At 58.7% G+C, this 20,177-nt stretch carries 17 protein-coding genes; 13 read left to right on the forward strand and 4 right to left on the reverse strand.

What is annotated here, in order from left to right; translation table 11 throughout:
* Nucleotides 1-3 precede the first annotated feature (3 nt).
* Both D4A39_RS02480 and D4A39_RS02485 read right to left on the reverse strand, forming a co-directional pair.
* On the reverse strand, nt 4-1,011 hold the full coding sequence (locus D4A39_RS02480; RefSeq protein WP_022985580.1) for an agmatine deiminase family protein: 1,008 nt from the start codon (nt 1,009-1,011) through the stop codon (nt 4-6).
* A 43-nt stretch (nt 1,012-1,054) separates the two neighbouring features.
* Nucleotides 1,055-1,999 (reverse strand): hypothetical protein, encoded by a 945-nt coding sequence (locus D4A39_RS02485; protein WP_119917431.1) that lies wholly within the window; start codon nt 1,997-1,999, stop codon nt 1,055-1,057.
* A 168-nt stretch (nt 2,000-2,167) separates the two neighbouring features.
* On the opposite strand from D4A39_RS02485, the gene D4A39_RS02490 reads away from it, so the two are divergent.
* Both D4A39_RS02490 and lolD read left to right on the forward strand, forming a co-directional pair.
* Nucleotides 2,168-3,403, forward strand: a complete 1,236-nt coding sequence (locus tag D4A39_RS02490) for a lipoprotein-releasing ABC transporter permease subunit (RefSeq protein ID WP_031226545.1) — start codon at nt 2,168-2,170, stop codon at nt 3,401-3,403.
* Nucleotides 3,396-4,094: a lipoprotein-releasing ABC transporter ATP-binding protein LolD gene (gene lolD, locus D4A39_RS02495; protein WP_022985583.1), complete on the forward strand. Its 699-nt coding sequence runs from the start codon at nt 3,396-3,398 to the stop codon at nt 4,092-4,094. The genes D4A39_RS02490 and lolD overlap by 8 nt, the downstream gene beginning before the upstream one ends.
* Here lolD and D4A39_RS02500 read toward each other — a convergent pair.
* Entirely contained in the window at nt 4,085-4,792 is a 708-nt protein-coding gene (locus tag D4A39_RS02500) for a DUF2062 domain-containing protein (RefSeq protein ID WP_233552389.1), read from the reverse strand. The two genes, lolD and D4A39_RS02500, sit on opposite strands and share 10 nt — an antisense overlap.
* A gap of 166 nt (nt 4,793-4,958) precedes the next feature.
* Between D4A39_RS02500 and D4A39_RS02505 the strand changes: the two genes are divergently transcribed.
* From D4A39_RS02505 to murB, 8 genes are all read left to right on the forward strand, one after another.
* Nucleotides 4,959-7,196, forward strand: a complete 2,238-nt coding sequence (locus D4A39_RS02505) for a DNA internalization-related competence protein ComEC/Rec2 (RefSeq protein WP_233552390.1) — start codon at nt 4,959-4,961, stop codon at nt 7,194-7,196.
* Between the two features lie 47 nt (nt 7,197-7,243).
* Nucleotides 7,244-7,873 (forward strand): MotA/TolQ/ExbB proton channel family protein, encoded by a 630-nt coding sequence (locus D4A39_RS02510; RefSeq protein ID WP_022985586.1) that lies wholly within the window; start codon nt 7,244-7,246, stop codon nt 7,871-7,873.
* A complete protein-coding gene (locus D4A39_RS02515) occupies nt 7,870-8,295 on the forward strand; it encodes an ExbD/TolR family protein (RefSeq protein ID WP_119917433.1) in 426 nt (141 codons plus the stop codon). The genes D4A39_RS02510 and D4A39_RS02515 overlap by 4 nt, the downstream gene beginning before the upstream one ends.
* On the forward strand, nt 8,292-10,034 hold the full coding sequence (msbA, locus tag D4A39_RS02520) for a lipid A export permease/ATP-binding protein MsbA (protein ID WP_119917434.1): 1,743 nt from the start codon (nt 8,292-8,294) through the stop codon (nt 10,032-10,034). Before D4A39_RS02515 ends, msbA begins: the two co-directional genes overlap by 4 nt.
* 32 nt (nt 10,035-10,066) lie before the next feature.
* Entirely contained in the window at nt 10,067-11,047 is a 981-nt protein-coding gene (gene lpxK, locus D4A39_RS02525; RefSeq protein WP_119917435.1) for a tetraacyldisaccharide 4'-kinase, read from the forward strand.
* A 158-nt stretch (nt 11,048-11,205) separates the two neighbouring features.
* Nucleotides 11,206-11,961 (forward strand): 3-deoxy-manno-octulosonate cytidylyltransferase, encoded by a 756-nt coding sequence (kdsB, locus tag D4A39_RS02530; RefSeq protein WP_119917436.1) that lies wholly within the window; start codon nt 11,206-11,208, stop codon nt 11,959-11,961.
* The gene (locus tag D4A39_RS02535; protein ID WP_031226549.1) at nt 11,961-12,434 is read left to right on the forward strand and encodes a low molecular weight protein-tyrosine-phosphatase; all 474 of its coding nucleotides are present in this window, start codon (nt 11,961-11,963) and stop codon (nt 12,432-12,434) included. Before kdsB ends, D4A39_RS02535 begins: the two co-directional genes overlap by 1 nt.
* A complete protein-coding gene (gene murB / locus D4A39_RS02540; protein WP_022985592.1) occupies nt 12,431-13,465 on the forward strand; it encodes a UDP-N-acetylmuramate dehydrogenase in 1,035 nt (344 codons plus the stop codon). The genes D4A39_RS02535 and murB overlap by 4 nt, the downstream gene beginning before the upstream one ends.
* 89 nt (nt 13,466-13,554) lie before the next feature.
* Here murB and rne read toward each other — a convergent pair whose 3' ends face one another.
* Entirely contained in the window at nt 13,555-16,686 is a 3,132-nt protein-coding gene (rne, locus tag D4A39_RS02545) for a ribonuclease E (RefSeq protein ID WP_199699413.1), read from the reverse strand.
* Nucleotides 16,687-17,443: 757 nt separating this feature from the next.
* Here rne and D4A39_RS02550 point away from each other — a divergent pair.
* From D4A39_RS02550 to sppA, 3 genes are read left to right on the forward strand one after another with little or no spacing between them, the layout of a single operon-like run.
* Nucleotides 17,444-18,397, forward strand: a complete 954-nt coding sequence (locus D4A39_RS02550; protein ID WP_119917438.1) for an RluA family pseudouridine synthase — start codon at nt 17,444-17,446, stop codon at nt 18,395-18,397.
* Nucleotides 18,394-19,071 (forward strand): HAD-IA family hydrolase, encoded by a 678-nt coding sequence (locus tag D4A39_RS02555; RefSeq protein WP_119917439.1) that lies wholly within the window; start codon nt 18,394-18,396, stop codon nt 19,069-19,071. Before D4A39_RS02550 ends, D4A39_RS02555 begins: the two co-directional genes overlap by 4 nt.
* Nucleotides 19,072-20,049: a signal peptide peptidase SppA gene (sppA, locus tag D4A39_RS02560; protein WP_119917440.1), complete on the forward strand. Its 978-nt coding sequence runs from the start codon at nt 19,072-19,074 to the stop codon at nt 20,047-20,049.
* Nucleotides 20,050-20,177 lie beyond the last annotated feature (128 nt).

Genomic DNA, 20,177 nt, shown 5'->3' on the forward strand with positions numbered 1-20,177 from the left:
GACTCACAGGGCGCCACGGGGCAACTGCATGGTGACACAGTGCAGGCTGCCATGCTGCTCAATCAATACCCGACAGTTCACGGGGGTGACGACCCGGTCGCCTGCGACCGCCTGTAATGCTGTGATCGCTTCCTGATCGGTATCGCAGCCGTACACCGGCAACAAGACCTTGTCGTTAGTGATCAGGAAATTGGCATAGGTGGCGGGCAGCCGTTCTCCTTCCCGACTGTACTGCGGGGTAGGGAGCGGAAGCGCAACCAGTGTCAGGTTGTGCTGCCGGGCCAGGGTCTGGAGTTCCTGTTCCATGGCATGCAGCGATGGGTAATGGCTGTCACTGCTGTCACGGCATTGCACATAGGCAAGGGTGCGGGCATCCACGAATCTGGCCAGTGTATCCACATGGGCGTCGGTGTCGTCGCCTTCCAGTTCACCGTGATCAAGCCACCAGATGTCCCTCACCCCCAATTCCGCCTTGAGGCGCTCGCACAGTTCTGCTTCAGACAGATCCGGGTTCCGGTTGGGGTTACGCAAACAGTGGCGGGTGGTCAACAAATTACCCTTGCCATCGGTATCTACCGCTCCGCCTTCCAGAACCAGTGCCTGGGTATGCAATGGCAACAGCCAGGGCAGTGATGCATTCAGGGCATTATCCTGTTCGGCATCAAATTTTCCGCCCCAGCCGGTGAAGGTGTAATCAAGTAATTCCACCTGGCCATCCTGCTCCACTGCAAGCGGGCCGAAATCCCTTGCCCAGGTGTCGTTGTAGTCGGTGACGATGAGGGTCAGCCGTTCACGGGCAATGCCACGCTGGTCGACGAGACGGGTGATACGGCTTTGCATGGCTTCGTTTCGGCACACCAGCAAGACATGCTGATGATCCAGCAGGGCGGCAAGGATATCCAGATAACACTGTTCGGCGTCAGCCAGGTGATCTGCCCAGTCAGTATCTTGATCGGGCCAGGCGAGGAGCACCCCCCATTGGGGGTGCCATTCAGGAAGAAATCGGCGCATGTCAGGGTGAGTCCGTCAGGGAAGCTACATGCGCGCGAGTGTGCTACTGGCGGGCACCCCAGTCAATATAGAAACCGCCATCGGCAGCGCTATCTTCAGCGGCTTTTTCTACGCTCTCTTTTGCGGCTTCGGCATCGGTGGCCATTTCCTCTGTTGCCCGTTCAGCGGCAGCTTGGGAGCTTTCTGAGGCTTCCCGTACAGATTCTGATGTGGTCTCGGCGGTTGATTCAACTGCCTGGAGGGTTTCCTCCTGACCCACCTTTACCTTTGCTGCCGCCTGTTCGGGTGTTTGTTCGCCCGCAATAATGATTCGGCCTGTCACAGGATCAAAACGGAATTCGCCTTCGTTGGGTGAGGCGGTGGCGGGCTCGCTGGGTGCTGATGTCGCCGCGGGCTCGGGTTTGGGCTCGGCTTTGGGCGTCTGGGCAGGGGGCGGCGTGGATTCGGCGACCGGTGCCGAGGGGGTTGCGGCCTTGGCTTCAGGGGCGGCCGGGGCTGCCTCTGGTTCGGACTTGGCTGGTGCCGGGGTTTCCTCGGGCTTGGGCTCAGCAGCGTCGGTTTGCCCGGCGGCACCCGCAGGTACAAAGCGCCCGGATACCGGGTCGAAGGTCAGCTCGCCGCTGTCGGACGCAGGAACCTGTTGGGTAGCCGGTTGTTGGTCTGCAGCGGCGGGGGCGGTCTGTGTTTCTTCAATAGGGGGCAGACTGTCGACGGTTTGCGGACCGGAGACGACCGCAGGTGCCTGGCTGGCAGGGCGGTCCTGAACGGTGTGCAGGGTAACCCCGTTTTCAAAGTAGACGGTGAAGCCATCGTAGTTCCAGCGGGTAATGGCTGGTGTGCCCACCGGACCCTTACTGGATAGCGGTGCGCCATGCTGGGCGCGAACCTGGGATTGGGGGGTGCCACGTTGGGGAGCGTCTGCGGCCAAGGAGGCAGCGGGTAGCACCAGCGCTGCACTAGCCAGCAGCGGCATTATTTTCGTTTTCATTATTTTCCCCCGGCGATAGGTATTTTCTTTCGATATTAGAAAGTTAGGCACGCTTATTCAACCATTTTGCCATCTAACGGACGCAGACCCTGTTCACAAAGCGAGTCGCCGGGGAGGTGGCTGATGTGATCGTAGTATTTGCCACCGGATTCGGGTTAAATGCGCTCCATGTTTAGACCTCTCTCATTTTATGTGGGGCTGCGCTATACCGGTGCTCGTGCCCGCAACAGTTTTATTTCGGTGATCACACTGATCTCGGCGTTGGGTTTAATGCTGGGTGTGGCGGTCCTGATTACCGTGCTTTCCGTCATGAACGGTTTTGACCGTGAGCTACAGACCCGCATTCTCGGCATGGTGACGCACTTGTCGGTGCATGGTCGTGAGCCCGTGGACGACTGGCATCAATTGGCGCAACGGCTGGATCACCACAATGAAATCAAGGCGATCTCCCCCTTTGTACAGTTGGAAGGGATGTTGACCCATCGTGGCGAGGTCGCGGGTGCCCTGATTAACGGTATTGAGCCGGAATCGGAGCGCAAGGTCTCCATCGTGGGGGACTACATGGAGCAGGGCGAACTGGAGTCCCTGGCGCCAGGTGAGTTCGGCATGGTGGTTGGCTACGGTCTGGCGCGGCGACTGGGGCTCAGCATGGGCGACAAGGTGACCCTGGTGCTGCCGGAAGCCACCATTTCCCCGGCCGGTGTCATGCCGCGTTTCAAGCGATTTACCGTGACCGGTATCTTTCGGGTGCGAGCGGAGGTGGATTCGCTCTACGCCTACGTGAATGTTGATGATGCCGCCAAGCTGGCGCGCCAGGCGGGTACAGTGCAGGGGCTGCGTCTGCGGCTGGATGACCTGTTCAGTGCGCCCTCGGTGGGTTGGAAGCTGCAGCGGGAGTTGGGGCCAGGCTATTACACCAGCGACTGGACCCGCACTCACGGCAACCTGTTCCAGGCCATCAAGATGGAAAAGACCATGATGACATTACTGCTCAGCTTCATCGTGGCGGTGGCTGCATTCAATATCATTTCCAGTCAGGTGATGCTGGTCACCGAGAAGCGAGGCAACATTGCGGTATTACGCACCCTGGGGGCGTCGCCTGGCACCATCATGCGTATTTTCATGGTGCAGGGCACCTTGATCGGGGTCGCCGGAACGCTACTGGGGACCCTGTTGGGTGTGTTGCTGGCCACCAATATCAGTAATCTGGCCGAATGGATCGAGACAACCTTCAATACGCGGCTGTTTGACGCCTATTTTGTGAATTATCTGCCGTCAGAGCTGCAGTGGAGCGATGTCATCACGATTGTTTCTATCGCGTTGTTCATCAGCTTTGCGGCAACCCTGTACCCCTCCTGGCGCGCCAGCCGGGTACAACCAGCGGAGGCCCTGCGCTATGAATGAGTTCCGCAGCGAAGGCAGCGCGGTGCTGCATGCCCAGTCTCTGGTGAAATGCTACCAGGAAGGCAATAACGAGCTTGAGGTCCTGCGCGGGGTGGAGCTGGTTGTTGAGCAGGGCGATATCCTTGCGATTATCGGCGCGTCCGGTTCCGGAAAATCCACGCTCCTGAATTTGCTGGGCGGCCTGGACGATGCCACTCGCGGATCAGTGTCCATCGCCGGTAATGACCTGAGCCAGCTTAACGATCGTGCCACCGGCAAGTTGCGTAACCGCTACCTGGGCTTCGTCTATCAGTTCCATCATCTTTTGCCGGAGTTTACCGCGCTGGAAAACGTGGCCATGCCGTTATTGATTCGTGGTGACAAACCTGTCGCATGTCAGGAGCGGGCGGCTGCCATGCTGGAGAAGGTGGGGCTGGGGCACCGCCTTCGCCACAAACCGTCTGCATTGAGTGGCGGTGAACGTCAGCGGGTGGCCATTGCCCGGGCGCTGGTCACTGAGCCTGCTCTGGTCATGGCAGATGAGCCTACGGGTAATCTGGATGAGCGTACGGCGGAACAAGTGCAGGCGTTGATGCTGGAGCTGAACCGCTCGTTGGGTACCGCTTTCATGATCGTGACACATGACCGGGACTTCGCCAGCCGCTGTCCGAAGCAGTATGAGCTGCACGATGGAGTGTTGCGTCAGCTCTGACGTGGCCCCTCAGTTTCTTCTTCTTTCTCGCCCTTATGCTCGTCGCGTTGTGCCGTCTGTTCCAGGCGGGCGGCCCGACGCTGCGCCCGAGCCCTCGCCCTTGCCCGCAGATTCCAGCTGCGGATCACTGCAAGCCGCCAGGCAACTTTTACTGTCAAATAAGCTGCCCCGCCAAACAGCATGGCGCAAAGGACGGAGCCGACCCATAGTGGGATCAACTGCTCAACAAACCAGGCGACGGTGATGTCTTCTCCGCTGTGGGGGGGCATGCCAAGGATCCAGGCCCCGATGCGGTAAGTGAAGTAGAAGATGGGGACATAGGTGACTGGATTGGAGATCCAGACCAGCATCACTGAGAGCGGCAGGTTGCAGTGGAAGCGCACTGCGAGAAATGCCGCCAGGCCCATTTGCAGGGGAATGGGCAACAATCCGGCAAAAATTCCGATAAACGCTGCGCCTGCAAGAGAGCGTCGGTTGATATGCCAGAGATTTGGGTCTGACAGCAGTTCGCCCAGAAATCGCAAGGATTTCTGTTCACGAAGCCGTTCGGGCTTGGGCAGGTATTTACGAAATATCCGTTTAGGCATGAACTCGTATCTGCTGGCCTGATCGGGCGTAGTGTGCCCGGAGTTTCCGGTCTGCTTGCCCTGCTGTAGACGGCAGGCTATCAGACCTTTTAGGTGATTTGCGTAGCGCATCTCTGGCAGAAACCGGGGGTAAAAGCTTACGTCCACTTGCCCCTGCGGCTGGCTATTATGCCCGCTACGACCACAAAGGCATACACCTGCCACAGGTAATTACCACGGCAAAACGTGGCAGAAGGTGAAGAGATTGCCAGGTGGCCCCAACCAGGGAGCAGATAAGGTGTGGTGGATAGCGGGGCTGGCCATGGTAGCGGGTGTCAGGATTGGCGTGCTGTGGCCGCTTTGTATGATGTTGCTCATGGCACTGTTGTGGCGACCCCGGAAAAAGGCGCTGCTGCTTGCGGCCGTTGCCTATACGGCAGGGGTATGGCAGCTGCAATGGGCGATTAGTCAGCAATTGCCCTCTAATCTGGAGGGGCAAACTCTGCGTTTCGAGGCTCAGGTCGTAGCCCTGCCCCAGACAGTGCATGAATATCGCTTCGGTCGCTGGCGTTGGCGGCAGACGTTGTTGTTGGAGGTGTGGGGGAATAATCTCTGGCCGGGGCGTCATCGTCTACGGGTGAACTATTATGCGCCACCTGCACCCCTGCATGCGGGCGAGCGTGGGCAGATAGCACTCAAGCTCAGATCGGGGCGTGGTCAGTATAACCTGGCCGGCCCGGATCTGGCCCGACGGGATCTGGCACAAGGCATCCATGCGCGAGGATCTGTGCAGCAGTGGCGGGGGGTGTCACAGGGGGACGGTTTCTTGCGTTGGCGTGAGCAGTTAGCCAATACGCTTGCCGCGAGTCTGCAAGGCTCCCCGGTGGGAGCATCGGTTGTGCCTGCGCTCATTGTCGGCGACCGCTCAAGGCTGACTACGCAGCAATGGCAGGTTTTCCAAAGCACCGGGGCGGCCCATCTGCTGGCGATCTCCGGGTTACATATTGCGCTGGTGGCCGGGTTGGCGGGCTGGCTCGGTCGCTGGTGCCTCATGCCGTTTTGTCAGTACATAGCCCCTGCGCTAAGGCGCTATACCTTGCAACAGCTGGCGTGGTGCCCGGCCCTGCTGGCGGCGGTCGGCTATTCCGCCATGGCGGGTTTCAGTTTGCCGACCCTGAGGGCGGTGACCATGCTGGCCGTGGTCGCAATATCATCGTGCTTGAGGCAGCCTTTATCGTTGTGGCGCAGCCTGGCGGTCGCCCTTGGTGTCGTGCTGTTGGTGTTTCCCCTGTCTGCCTTGTCGGAAAGCTTGTGGCTGTCTTTCGGTGCCGTTGCCGCCATTGGCTGGTTGGCCATGGGGCAGGGGAGTCGCCGGCTGATTGTCTTGTTGCCTGTGATGATGAGCGTGTTGGGCGCAGTCTTGTTCGAGCAATGGTCATTGAGCGCCCCCCTTGCCAATATCCTGTTGATTCCGTTGTATTCTTTTTTGGTGATTCCATTGGCCTTGTGCGGCGCCCTGACAGGCTCCAGTGTGCTGTTGCAGGGCGCTGCTACGGGTATCGAACTGTCTTCCTGGTTGATGGAAGGTCTGGCTGGGGCGGTGATTGTGCCCGGAGTGCCCCTGCCCGGTGCATTGGCAGGGGCGTGCGTGATAGTCGCGCTGGCGGTGTTGATGGTGCCCGCGGTGCCGTTTCCTCGGCGTTTGTTGCCGTTGTTCCTGGTTCCCTGGCTGGCGCAGCGTCCGGCGCCGTTGCCCCACGGTGAATGGGAATTGACTGTCTTTGATGTGGGGCAAGGGCTGGCCCTTGCGGTTCGCACTCGCGAGCACCTGCTGTTGTATGACACCGGCTCATCCTGGCCGGGCGGGAGTATGGCGGCCAGTATCGTGGTGCCGTGGCTCAATCGTTGGGGGCAGGTGCCAGACCGGATTGTGGTCAGCCACGGGGATAATGATCATGCGGGTGGTTTGGAGGCTATCTTACCCGTTATGGGGGATTCCCCGGTGGTTATTAGTGGTGAACCCGAGCGGGTGGCCAATAGTGTGCCCTGCCACGCCGGGCAGAACTGGCGGTGGGACGGGGTGCGTTTTCGGGTGTTGTGGCCACGGCGGGGAGACGGCAATGCGCACGGTAATGATGCCAGCTGTGTGCTCCATGTCGAAGGAGGCAGCTTGTCCTTGCTGTTGCCTGGTGATATCACCCGTGAGAGCGAGTATCCATTGCTGGGGCATTGGCCACAGAGCGATCTGGTGGTGCTGGCCCATCATGGGAGCCGCTCCAGTACGTCGGCGGCTTTTCTGCGTGAAACTTCACCAGAATGGGCGATAGCCAGTGCCGGTTATCGCCATCATTTCGGCCACCCCCATGCACAGGTGCTGGAACGTCTGCGGGCGTCGGGAGTCACAGTTCTACGCACTGACGAGTCCGGTATGATTGTGTTTCGTCGGGGTGATGCCGATAATGTTCCGCTTATAACAAAATGGCGCCAAAATTATGCCCGGCCCTGGCACCAACCGGCCGGCTGGCGTTTCTGGTAACCCGACTGCGCCCTGGTGGGCGACGTAGTGAGTGAGGGGAGAGAAAGGTGCAGGACCTTGTGCAGTCCGGGGGCTGGATGATGCTCCCGATCCTGATTTGTTCCGTGGTGGCGCTGGCCATTGTCGTTGAGCGTTTCTGGACGTTGCGGCCGAGCAAACTGGCGCCGGCGGATACCGTTCCGCAGGTGCAGACCCTGTTGAAGCGGGGCTTGCTCAATGAGGGTAATCTGATCAAGTTGCGCGACAGTTCACCGCTGGGGCGTATTCTGGCGACGGGCCTGGCCAACGCCAAGCATGGCCGTGACATCATGAAGGAAAGTATCCAGGAAAGTGCGACCGGCGTGATTCATGAGCTGGAAAAATTCCTCAGCACGTTGGGCTCCATTGCCGCCATTACCCCCCTTTTGGGTTTGCTGGGAACGGTTATTGGCATGATCGATGTTTTCGCTGCGATCATGATTCACGGCACCGGCGATGCTGCCCAGCTGGCTGGAGGCATCTCTCAGGCGTTGCTCACGACAGCTGCGGGCCTGGTTGTAGCCATTCCGGCCATTTTCTTTCACCGTTTTTTTGTCCGTCGGGTGGAAGAAATTACCGTGGAACTTGAACAAAGCGCGGTACATGTTGTGGATCTGGTACACGGTGAACGCGAAGCCGAGCCGGGAGAGAAGGCGTGAAATTCCCCCGTCCAAGCCAGGAGGAAATCAGCGTCAATCTGACACCACTGATTGATGTGGTGTTTCTGCTGCTGATTTTCTTCATGGTTTCCACCACGTTTGATGACAAAACGCAGCTGGCGATCACCTTGCCACAGGCCGATGGAACGGCGCTTGCCCCATCACCGGATCAAGTGGAAGTGACAATCACCTCAACTGGAGATTATCTGGTCAATGGGGAAAAGCTCGCGGCGAACGACAGCAAGAGTCTGAGAGTCGCACTGCTTGGACTTGGGCAGGAAAAAACAGATCTCCCTTTGCAAATCTATGCGGATGCCAATGTAGCCTATCAGTCCGTGGTGCGTGTCTATGACGTGGCTGGGCAGCTGGGTTTTGTTAAGCTGTCACTCACCACCCGCCAATCTGCTGACGAGGCACAATGAGTCAATCCTCCGAGGAGGTGTGGCCGACATACAAGCGGCTGCTTTCCTACGTTCGTCCTTACTGGTTCATGCTCGTTCTGAGTGTCCTTGGTTATGCCATTTATGCGGCAACGCAAGCCGGCGCGGCGCAGCTGGCAGGCTATCTGGGTGACACCATTGTCAATCCTACCGACTTCCGTGTCATGGTGGTTTCCATTGCCCCGTTGGTGTTAGTGCTCTTTCAGGGGGTGGGACAGTTCATGGGCAGTTACAGCATGAATTGGGTAGCCCAGCAGCTTGTGTATGTACTGCGCAATGATGTCTTCGGGCATGTGCTTAAATTGCCGCAGTCGGAGTATCACAAGAATGCTTCCGGCCGCATCATGTCGAAAATCATATTTGATGCGCAGCAGGTAACCAGTGCCGGGACGGATGCCATCATTGTGATTGTTCGCGAGGGACTCACCGTCATCGGGTTGTTTGCTTTTCTGGTCTGGCAGAACTGGAAACTTACCCTGATTCTGATTGCAGTGGCGCCATTGATCGCTCTCGTTGTCAATGTAACCAGCAAGCGTTTCCGAAAGATCAGCCGGCGCATCCAGGCCTCCATGTCCAATATCACGCATTTTTTGGGTGAGGCGATAGAAGGCAGCGGTGAGGTCAAGATCTTTGGTGGCCAAGAACAGGAAGCGAGTCGCTTTCATTCGGTGAGTCGAACGTTCGCAAAACAGAATGTGAAACTCAACGCCAGTAAAATCGCCAGTACCGTTATCGTTCAGCTCTTTGTTGCAGTGGGTATTGGCGCTATTACCTACCTTTACATCCACCTAATGGGAGAAGAGCTGACCGTTGGCGGGTTCCTGTCCTATATCGCTGCTGCAGGCATGATCCAGAAACCACTCAAGCAGCTGACCGATGTCAATGTAAAGGTTCAGCGGGGGGTCACGGGCGCGGCAAGCCTTTTCGATTTGCTGGATACTCCAGAAGAAGTGGACCAGGGGGGCTACACCCTGGCAGGCAAAGCGAAGGGCGACATCGTCTTTGATGGTGTTACCTTCGGCTACGACCCACAAACGCCAGTGGTACGTAACCTGAACCTCACGATTCGGGCGGGAGAAACTGTCGCGTTGGTCGGTCGTTCCGGGGCTGGGAAAAGCACCATTAGCGCTATGCTTCCGCGTTTTTTTGATCCTGACCAAGGGCGAATTCTGCTGGATGGCGTTGCGCTTGGGGACTATGCCCTGAGCGAATTGCGCAATCAGATTGCCATGGTGAGCCAGCGGGTCGTCCTGTTTAACGATACGGTTCGCAACAACATTGCCTACGGCGAGCTCAGGGGTGCCAGTGATGATGCGATCGAAGCTGCTGCTCGGGATGCTCAGGCATGGCGATTCATCGAACAACTGGAGCATGGGCTGGACACGGCTCTTGGCCAAGATGGCGTTCAGCTGTCTGGAGGGCAACGTCAGAGGATAGCGATTGCGAGAGCTTTGCTGAAAGATGCTCCGGTATTGATTCTGGATGAAGCTACCAGCGCTTTGGATACTGAATCTGAACACCATATCCAACAGGCGCTTGAAAGAGTGATGTCCGGTCGGACAACCCTCGTGATTGCGCATCGTCTGTCTACCATCGAAAAAGCAGATCGCATCGTGGTGTTGGACCAGGGGCAGCTGATGGAACAGGGAACCCATGAAGAACTGTTAGCGAAAAATGGCCTTTATACCCAGCTATACAGAATGGATTTTGCCGAAGGGTAAACCCTCGGTTGCGGTTTTGGGAGCAGGCACACATGTCGTTAGGTGAGTGGATTCAGAAAGGGTGGTACAAGGGCAGCCCATGGCTGGTGCCGTTAAGGCCTTTATCCTTGCTGGTATCCATGGAAGCCTCTCGCCGGTTGCGCCGCTTTCGAAAGGTACGTTCTGATGCACCTGTTCCTGTGCTGGTCGTTGGCAATATCACCGTAGGCGGGACAGGCAAGACCCCTCTGGTCATTGCGCTGGTTAAGGCGGCCCAAGCCAGGGGGCTGTCAGTGGTTGTCGTATCCCGTGGTTACGGTGGCAAGACAAACCAGTATCCGGTCACGGTTTGCGAGCAAAGTGCCGCGTTAGAGGTTGGTGACGAGCCGGTACTGATTGCCCGCCGTACCGGTGCCCCGGTTATTCTGGATCCTGATCGGTATAACGCCCTGCAGGTGGCCATACGGGATTATCAACCTGATCTGGTTATCAGCGATGATGGCCTGCAGCATTACGCTTTGCCTCGCACTGCAGAGGTGGTGGTGGTGGACGGTCAACGAGGCCTGGGTAATGGCCGTTGCTTGCCGGAAGGCCCGCTGCGCGAACCGGCTTCGCGGCTTAAGGAAGTGGACTTCGTGATCAGCACCGGTGGAGGCTGGAGTGGTGCACACCCCATGATCATGCGCCCGGATAGTGTGGAGAGCTTGCAGGGCGGGCACCGTCTTTCCCCCCAGGACTTTTTGCGGAGTCACCCTCAGGTACATGCGGTTGCCGGTATTGGCAACCCAAAACGCTTCTTCAATCTGCTGAACATTCTGGGTCTGAATATCACCCCCCATGTATTTGCGGATCATCATGCTTACCAACCGGCTGATCTGGCCTTTTCCGACGGCCTGCCCGTGCTGATGACGGAGAAGGATGCGGTCAAATGTCGGGCGTTTGCCGAACCGCATTGGTGGTTCTTGCCGGTGGAAGCAGACTTGCCTGATGGGCTGCTCGATCAGATGCTGGATCGAGCGCTGGGAAAAGACTAGCTACCCGCATTGGTTGTCATGCAAGTGGAGTGTTGTGGTCATGACAAGCCACAGGGCATGTTAAACGGGGTATCGGTTTGGTATTTCAGACCGAGGTTCGCCGTTGTTTCTCCTGGAGTTGCAGGCTTGTTCTTGCTGTTTTTAGTCACGAGGTTTTCATGAATTTTTATGTGGTAGTGCCGGCCCGGTATGCCTCCATGCGCTTGCCGGGAAAGCCACTGGCGGATCTGGCTGGCAAGCCGATGGTGGCCAGGGTAGCAGAGCGTTGCCTGACCAGTCAGGCTGCCAAGGTCTATGTGGCTACTGACGACCAACGGATTGCGGATGCGCTTGAAGGACAGGTGCCGGTTGTGATGACCCGCACTGATCACCCGTCCGGGACAGACCGCTTGCAGGAAGTCGCTCAGCAACTGGCATTGGCTGACGAGGATATCATTGTGAATGTGCAGGGGGATGAGCCCCTGATTCCAGCGGCTGTGATTGACCAGGTGGCAGACAATCTGAATAGCCATCCGGATTGTCAGATGGCAACCCTCTGCGAGCCTATCGAGCGGGCCGAGGATGTATTTAACCCGAATGTGGTCAAGGTAGTCTTCGACACCAATGGGCGCGCGTTGTATTTCTCTCGTGCTCCGATCCCATGGCATCGGGATGCGTTTGCCGAGAACAATCGGGATATTCGTGGTGGGCAATGGTGGCGGCACATTGGTATCTATGCCTATAGAGTGAAATTCCTGCATCAATATGTGTCCTGGGAGCCTGCCACCCTGGAAAAGCTGGAATCCCTGGAGCAACTACGCGCAATGGCCAACGGTGTGGCCATTCATGTGGCCCCCTCCTGTGAAGCGGTTCCCGGGGGCATTGACACACCGGAAGACTTGCAACGGGTTCAGGCCTTGTTGGAGAAGGGCTAATGTCTGTTTCAGTGTTATTTGTATGCCTTGGCAATATTTGCCGCTCACCTACGGCGGACGTGGTGTTCCGTCAGTATGTTCGTGAGGCGGGGCTGGAAGAGAAAATCCGTATTGATAGCGCAGGCACCGGCGATTGGCATATTGGTCGCGCACCGGATCCGCGTACCCAGGAGGCTGCGGCTCGTCGCGGTTATGACATGAGCAGCCTGCGGGCCCGGCAGGTCACGCCTGCCGATTTTTACGCGTTTGATGTGGTGTTGGCGATGGATAATGCCAATTTGGCGGACCTGGAAGCCATGCGCCCTTCCGATGCCAACGGTACTTTGGCCCGTTTCCTGGATTACGCCACCGACAGTGCAGAGCGAGAAGTGCCGGATCCTTATTATGGCGGTAACGATGGTTTCGATCAGGTATTGGACCTGGTTGAGGATGGAGCCCGGGGCCTGTTGGCATCGCTACAGGAGCGCTTGTGAGCGGGCTCGAACGCAACGCTGACCTGCGCGCACTCAATACCCTTGGGCTACCGGCCAAAGCCCACCATCTGGCGCGTCCCGCCACTCTGGATGCGCTCAGGCAATTGCTTGCCGAGCGAGATTTGTCCCAGCCGGTTTTCGTGATTGGTGAGGGCAGCAATCTGGTGATCGATGGGGATTTGCCGGGGCTGACCCTGTCGCTTGCGATTGATGGCATGGTCAAGGTCAAAGAAGACGACTCCCATGTCTGGGTAGCAGCGGGTGCCGGGGTCCACTGGGATGATCTGGTGGCCTGGACCGTAGCGCAGGGTTGGCAGGGGCTGGAAAACCTGTCTTTGATTCCTGGTACCACAGGGGCCGCCCCGTTCCAGAATATTGGCGCCTATGGTGTTGAGCTGTCGCAGGTGCTGGAGCAGGTCACGGTGATGGAAATCGCCTCTGGGAAGGTGCTGCATTTTTCTGCCGCTGAGTGTGAGTTTGCTTACCGCGATAGCCGTTTCAAAAGCCGTGATCGTGGCCGCTATATCATCACTGGTATCGAGTTGCGTTTGAACCGGCAGCCTCGCTGCAATATCGACTATGCCCCGTTGCAGGCGTTTTTCGCGCAGCGGCCCGGGGAGGCGGTGACACCTGCTGCGGTACGAGAGCAGGTTATTGCTATCCGTAGTAGCAAACTTCCGGACCCGACGGTGCTGGCCAATGCCGGGAGTTTTTTCAAGAACCCGGTGGTGCCGGCGTCGCTGGCCGCGTCACTGCAGCAGCGTCATGAAAAGCTGGTGAGCTATCCTCAACCGGAAGGCGTGAAACTGGCGGCAGGCTGGTTGATTGAGCAAGCAGGTTGGAAAGGACGGCGTCTGGGCCCGGTGGGTATGCACAGCGAGCAGGCGTTGGTGTTGGTTAATCATGGCGGTGCCACCTGTGACGATGTGACGGCGCTGGCTGAGGCCGTTTGCCGGGATGTGAAAGCCCGGTTTGGGGTTGAGCTGGAGCAGGAGCCCGTGAGGATGCCGGGGCCGACCCCTAACCGCTGATATGCCATCACGCCGCGGGCCGCAAAAGCCACCCGCCTGAAACAACAACGCCCCGCAATGCGGGGCGTTGTTGTTTCAGGAGACCACCCTCAGGAATCTGATGGGGTGCTCTCCTTGTTGCCGCTGTTATTCGCATCGGCTTCGGCCTTGGCGGCGGCTTCGGCCTGTTGCTGACGACGGCGCGCGCGCGGGTCGTTGGAAGCCATGCCTTGCTCGGCGGCAGCCGGTTTGGTTTCTGCGGCCACCGGCTTCACTTCCACTGCACGGCTGGGAAGCTCATTGCCGGTAGGAGCCGGCTTGGGCTTCTCCGCCCGTGGACGGGGAGTGTGCTGGCTGGGCTTGTAGTGCGGCGAGCGTGGATCGTTGCTGGCACGCACCTTTTCCGTCTTCTCAGCCTTTACACCGCTTGCCTCATTTGCTGGCGTAGATTCCTCGGCTTTCGGGGAAGCCGCCGGGGTTTCACGGTTCTCGCTTTGTGGTGCTTGAGGCGCTGGCGCATCGGCAGGCTTCGGTGCGTCAGACGGTGCCGCTTCAGAGGGCGGCTTGGTGGCGGTAGCGTCAGCCTTGGGCGCGGCAGGTTTGGCGGGTTCTGCCGTTGTCTCGGGCTGTTGCTGTTGCGCGGGGGCAGCCTTCGGAGCCTGCTCTGCCTTGGCGTCAGCCGCCGGTGCCTGGGATTTGGCGACAGCAGCCTGCTCCGGTTTGGCCGGGGCGGGTTTCTGTGCAGTCTCAGTAGCCTCCTTGGCGGCAGCAGGCGTCTGTTGCGGGTTACTGGCGGGTTCCTGCTCGGGAACCAGCTTGGCAGGCGGGTGCCCTTCAGCCGGTGCAGCCGTGTCCTCGGCCTGCGCACGGGGGGCCTGCTTTTGCTCCGGGCGCGGCGCCGCTTTGCTGGCTACGGCGCTGTCGTTTGCCTGCTCGGCGGCCGCGGCATCACTCGCGGGGGCCGCGCCTTTTTTGGCCGGACGCTGACGTTCGCGCAGGGGGCGGTCATCCTTGGCTTCGTTGCGACGCGGTGCCTTGGGGCCCTTGTCGTTATTGCCTTCGGATTTGCCGCTGTCCTGCTGCTTGTTGCGGTTACGTGGCTTATTGCCTTCGGCTTTGTTGTTGCCGCCCTTGTCGCCGCGGTTGTCGTTATTGCGGTTACTGCTGCGATTGCGGCCACGGCGCTCGTTGTTGCCACCGTTGTTGTCGTTACCGTTCTCGTTGTTACGGTTGTCCGCGGCGTTGCGTTTGTTGTCGGACTGACGATTGTCCTTTCGGTTGTCGTCCTTGTCCTGCTGCTTGTTGTTGCGGCCACGGTTGTTGCGGTTACCGCTGTCGTCACCGCTTTTGTTGCCACGGTTGCCGCCCTTGCCGCCATCATCCTGGCGATTGCGGTTGTCATTGCGGCCGCCGCGGTTGTCGTTGCGGTTACGGGTGTTGCCACCCCGGTTACGGTTGTTTTGCTGGCCCTTGTTGCCCTTTTGCTGGGGCTTGCTGCTCTTGGGCTTTTTCTCCGGCTTGGGCTCGGCAGTGAAGACCTGCGCCAGCCAGGTGAAGAAACGTGCCAGCAGCCCAAGGTTCTGCACATTGGCAGAGGGGGCCGGGGCCGGGGCCGCGGGCTTCGGTGGCGGCGGGGCAGTATCCGGTGCCATCAATTTGACCGCAGGCTCCTGCGGCGGCTTGGCGGTGGCGTCCTGGGCATTGGGCACTTCACCGTCGTTGTTGTTTTCCAGCAGGTCCATTTCATGGCTCAGCTGGGTGACGACCTGATCGTCACGGATGCGTTCTACCTCGAAATGCGGGGTTTCCAGGTTCGGGTTGGGGATAATCACCACCCGTACCTTGTGGGCCTGCTCGATGGCGCGGAGCGGTTCGCGCTTCTCGTTGAGCAGGTAAGTAGCCACGGCGACAGGTACTTGGGCCTGGATTTCACCGGTGCGCTCTTTCATCACTTCTTCTTCGATGAGGCGCAGGATGCTCAGGGCAAGGGATTTCACATCACGGATGTGGCCCTGTCCATCACAACGGGGGCACACGATGCTGGAGGTCTCCCCCAGACTCGGACGCAGACGCTGGCGTGACAACTCGAGCAGGCCAAAGCGGGAGATGCGGCCAAGCTGGATGCGGGCGCGGTCGGCTTCCAGTGCATCGCGCATGCGGTTTTCCACGTCGCGCTGGTTGCGCGACGGCCCCATGTCGATGAAGTCCACCACGATCAGGCCACCGATATCGCGCAGACGCAGCTGGCGGGCGATTTCTTCCGCGGCTTCCAGGTTGGTCTGCAGGGCGGTTTCCTCGATATCCGCCCCTTTGGTGGCGCGGGAGGAGTTGATGTCGATGGATACCAGTGCCTCGGTGGGATCGATGACGATGGAGCCACCGGAGGGCAGCTTCACTTCCCGCTCAAAGGCGGTCTCGATCTGGGATTCGATCTGGAAGCGGGAAAACAACGGGGTTTCTTCGTTGTACAGCTTGATCTTGTGCTGGAAGTCCTGCATCACCTGTTGCACGAAGCCCTGGGCCTCGGCGAATACCTTCTCGGAGTCAATCAGCACTTCGCCGATGTCCTTGCGCAGGTAATCGCGAATGGCGCGGATGATGACATTGGATTCCTGATAGATCAGGAAGGGCGCCTTGCGTTCTTCTGCCGCGGAATCAATGGAGCCCCACAGCTTGAGCAGGTAGTTAAGATCCCACTGGAGTTCCTCGGCGCTGCGGCCCAGGCCAGCAGTGCGCACGATGACACCCATTTCATCGGGGATGGTCAGGGCGCCCAGGGCCTCCTTGAGTTGAGCCCGCTCTTCGCCCTCAATACGGCGGGAAATGCCGCCAGCACGGGGGTTGTTGGGCATCAGCACCAGATAGCGGCCGGCCAGGCTGATAAAGGTGGTGAGGGCTGCGCCCTTGTTGCCGCGCTCTTCCTTGGAGACCTGGACAATGACTTCCTGGCCTTCCTTGATGACTTCCTTGATGTTGATGCGACCCTGAATGTCTTTGGGGTCTTTCTGGAAGTACTGGCGGGAGATTTCCTTGAGAGGCAGAAAACCGTGTCGCTCGGCGCCGAAGTCCACAAAGGCCGCTTCGAGAGAGGGTTCTACCCGGGTGATTTTGCCTTTGTAGATGTTGGCTTTTTTCTGAACCCGAGTCCGGTGTTCGATATCCAGGTCATACAGCCGTTGGCCATCGACCAGTGCCACCCGTACCTCTTCAGGGTGAGTGGCGTTGATTAGCATACGTTTCATGGTGCTACCACACGTTAGTGGTGGCACTGGGCAGGGCCGGGGGCAAACCGGTAGCAGACCAGGGGGAGGGCTGCAGGCAAGTCACGGGCAGGGCGCACGCAGGGCGTGGATCTTCGCTTTCCTGGGTGATCAGTGTGCCTGAGTCAGCGTCTCTCCGAGTTATTGGCAATGTTTAGTGCGTAACGGTCACTGGCAGTGTGGCCAGGCGGTTTTACTTATACGCGATTGCCGTGGCCTCGAGGTGGTATCTCACTCCCGGGCAGCACAACAATATGTAAACTCTTGTCTGTCTGTTTTCCAGGTCATTTGACCGGCGCTGCAGGCCACCATTGTTAATGTTCAGGGTCCATAACTTGGACGCTGTTTTAAATGGGTTACTCTGCAGCGTTGTGCCCGGCACTGTTTACCTTGTGGGGACAGTGGCGGGTGGTAACGCTTTGCCAGACCTGATCGGGCGGGGCCCATGTCGTTCGCGGCTGTGCCGGAGCGGGCCACACGGCGAATGTTCGCTGCGCGTCGCCGTTGCCTTCTATTCAGGTCGACGCTTGACTATAGCAACAAAAGGCTAGGGGGATCAATCGGTTGAGGCAGTGAACAGTGAATAGTGAGCAGTCTCGGGTGGCGGAGCAGGTTCTGGCTGGCTGTGCCCGCGTCAGAGGGTTGTTGGGTTATGCTTGGCTTTGTCTTTATTTGTTTTAGCTATTAACTGCTCACTGTTAACTATTCACTATATGCGGCTTTCTATAGAATCGCCGCCATGTCAGACGATACCCCCGCAGCGAACCGTGTCAGCTTTGTGACCATCGACGATGGCCGGCACGGACAGCGCCTTGATAATTTCTTGTTCACCCACCTGAAAGGGGTGCCCAAATCCCGTATCTACCGGATTATTCGCTCCGGTGAGGTGAGGGTGAACAAGGGGCGTGCCAAGCAGACGACCCGGTTGGCCACTGGGGATGTAGTGCGCATTCCGCCGATTCGTACCAGTGAATCCGATGCTCCGCCCAAGGTTAGTGACGGCCTGACCGAGCGCTTGTCACGGGCCTGTGTCCATGAAGATCCTCATTTGTTTATCTTCAATAAGCCGGCAGGTTTGGCCGTGCATGGGGGGAGCGGGGTCAGCCTGGGCTTGATTGAGGCGCTACGGGTGATCTACCCCGAAGAGAAGGAGCTTGAGCTGGTCCACCGGCTGGACCGCGATACCAGCGGCCTGATAATGGTGGCCAGACGCCGTTCTTTCTTGCGTAAACTGCAACGGCTGATGCAGGCCGGGAAGGCGGAAAAGCGCTACTGGCTGATCTGTCAGGGTTACAAGGGCAGGGAACGAACGATCGAGGCGCCCCTGCTGAAGATGCAGAATGGCAATGAACGTATCGTGCGGGTGTCTCGTGAGGGAAAACCGTCGGTGACGCATTTTCGCATGATTGAGCGGCTCAAAGACGCCCAGTTGGTCGAGGCGACTCTGGAGACGGGTCGTACCCACCAGATTCGGGTGCATAGCCAGTTCGGCGGCTTCCCGCTGCTGGGGGACGACAAATACGGTATCGACAAGGGCGCCCAGCTGCTGGATGCCCTGGGGCACAAGCGTTTGTGTCTGCATGCCCGAACGCTGGTGTTTCCGCACCCGGACACCGGAAAGACCCTGAGTATCACGGCGCCGCTGGATGAGGACTTTGAGGCTATCCTGGCTGCATTGCGGGGGAATCAATGAAATACGATCTGGTGATTTTCGACTGGGATGGGACAGTAATGGACTCTACCGGCCGGATTGTCAGTTGCATGCATGCGGCGGCCCGGGACCTGGCGCTGCCGGCGCTGGCTGACGATCAGGTGTGCGGCATTATCGGGTTGGGTTTGCCAGAGGCGATCTCCAGCTTGTATCCGGTGCTGGATACGGCCGGCGTAGAGCAGATGCGAGACCGTTATGCCTTTCACTTTATTGAGGCCGAGTCGACGCCCAGCGCTCTGTATCCCGGCGCGGAAGAGGTGTTGACCCAGCTACGCGGCCAGGGGCTGAAACTGGCCGTCGCCACTGGCAAGAGTCGTAAAGGCTTGCAGCGGGTGTGGGGCAATACCGGCTTGGACCGCTACTTTCATGCCTCACGCTGTGCCGATGAAAGCGGCTCGAAACCGCAGCCCCATATGGTGCTGGAGCTGCTGGACGAGCTGGCAGTTGCGCCTGAACGGGCGGTGGTTGTCGGGGATACCTCTTTTGATCTCGACATGGCCCGCAATGCCGGCGTTGACCGAATAGCGGTCAGTTATGGCGCTCATCCGCTGGACAGGCTGTTGCCTTGTGAGCCGCTGGCGGTGATTGATAGATTGAACGACTTGTTGCCGCTGGTGGGTTTGGCGGCGAATGAACTGGTCACGGAGACGGTATAAATGGAAAACGATAACGCCCCGCAGCGTCCTGCCAATGAGCGTGAGTGGAAACTGATCGAAAAGCTGCTCGGCCAGGCGCAGGACGAGCACCGGAAATCCCGACGCTGGGGCATCTTCTTCAAGGCACTGACCTTTGTGTATCTGTTTGCGGTGCTGGTGATGGTGCTGCCGGGCAAGACCGGCAACACCATGGTGGTGGCCGAGGAGCATGTTGCCATTGTTGAGGTGTCCGGAGTGATTGCCCCGGATCAGGATGCCAGTGCTGATCTGATTGTCAGTGGCCTGACCCGGGCCTTTGAGGCAGACAACAGCAAGGCGGTGGTGCTCAAGATCAATAGCCCGGGCGGCTCCCCCGTACAGTCCAATCAGGTCTATAACGCCATCAAGCGTTTGCGCGGTGAGTACCCTGACAAGAAGTTGTATGCGGCTATCACGGATGTGGGGGCGTCCGGCGCCTACTACATTGCGTCTGCGGCGGACGAGATTTATGCCGACCCAGCCAGTATTGTTGGCTCCATTGGTGTGATCATGGCCGGTTTTGGTCTACAGGAAGCGGCAGAGAAGCTGGGGGTGGAGCGCCGGGTGCTGACCGCCGGAGACAACAAGGCGATCATGGATCCCTTCTCGCCGGTCAAACCCCGTGACCGTCAGCACATGCAAACCATGCTTGGCGAGATCCACCAGCAGTTTATTACTGCCGTCAAGAATGGGCGTGGCGATCGTCTGAAGGTGGATGAGTATCCGGACATGTTCTCCGGATTGTTCTGGACCGGTGAGCGGGCGCAGAAAATGGGGCTGGTGGATGGGCTCAAGAGCCCTGGAGATGTGGCGCGGGATGTTGTGGGTCTGGATGAAGCCGTGAATTACAGCGCCAGCCGCTCTCCCTTTGAGGAATTCATGCGCAAGTTCGGTGTGTCCATCGGTGAGGGGCTGGGCAGTCAGCTGGGCCTGGATGCTGTGGTGCCGAGCATTCGGTGAGGCAGCTGCGAGCCGGGAGCTTTCAGCTACGAGGAAAAGCAAAAATCCGGGGTGTCGGATTTTTGCTTTTAAGGGGTGCGCTTTAGTCTGGTCAGGTCACCATTCTGCAAGCTCACAGCTCACAGCTC

The organism is Alcanivorax profundi (assembly GCF_003597125.1).
GTDB classification, from domain to species: Bacteria; Pseudomonadota; Gammaproteobacteria; order Pseudomonadales; family Alcanivoracaceae; genus Alcanivorax; species Alcanivorax profundi.

Bases quoted from the DNA above. Each gene is read 5' to 3' on its own strand.
- D4A39_RS02480 (WP_022985580.1), bottom strand. From the start codon at position 1,011: ATGCGCCGATTTCTTCCTGAATGGCACCCCCAATGGGGGGTGCTCCTC.
- D4A39_RS02485 (WP_119917431.1), bottom strand. From the start codon at position 1,999: ATGAAAACGAAAATAATGCCGCTGCTGGCTAGTGCAGCGCTGGTGCTA.
- D4A39_RS02490 (WP_031226545.1), top strand. From the start codon at position 2,168: ATGTTTAGACCTCTCTCATTTTATGTGGGGCTGCGCTATACCGGTGCT.
- lolD (WP_022985583.1), top strand. From the start codon at position 3,396: ATGAATGAGTTCCGCAGCGAAGGCAGCGCGGTGCTGCATGCCCAGTCT.
- D4A39_RS02500 (WP_233552389.1), bottom strand. From the start codon at position 4,792: ATGCGCTACGCAAATCACCTAAAAGGTCTGATAGCCTGCCGTCTACAG.
- msbA (WP_119917434.1), top strand. From the start codon at position 8,292: ATGAGTCAATCCTCCGAGGAGGTGTGGCCGACATACAAGCGGCTGCTT.
- lpxK (WP_119917435.1), top strand. From the start codon at position 10,067: ATGTCGTTAGGTGAGTGGATTCAGAAAGGGTGGTACAAGGGCAGCCCA.
- kdsB (WP_119917436.1), top strand. From the start codon at position 11,206: ATGAATTTTTATGTGGTAGTGCCGGCCCGGTATGCCTCCATGCGCTTG.
- D4A39_RS02535 (WP_031226549.1), top strand. From the start codon at position 11,961: ATGTCTGTTTCAGTGTTATTTGTATGCCTTGGCAATATTTGCCGCTCA.
- rne (WP_199699413.1), bottom strand. From the start codon at position 16,686: ATGAAACGTATGCTAATCAACGCCACTCACCCTGAAGAGGTACGGGTG.
- D4A39_RS02550 (WP_119917438.1), top strand. From the start codon at position 17,444: ATGTCAGACGATACCCCCGCAGCGAACCGTGTCAGCTTTGTGACCATC.
- D4A39_RS02555 (WP_119917439.1), top strand. From the start codon at position 18,394: ATGAAATACGATCTGGTGATTTTCGACTGGGATGGGACAGTAATGGAC.
- sppA (WP_119917440.1), top strand. From the start codon at position 19,072: ATGGAAAACGATAACGCCCCGCAGCGTCCTGCCAATGAGCGTGAGTGG.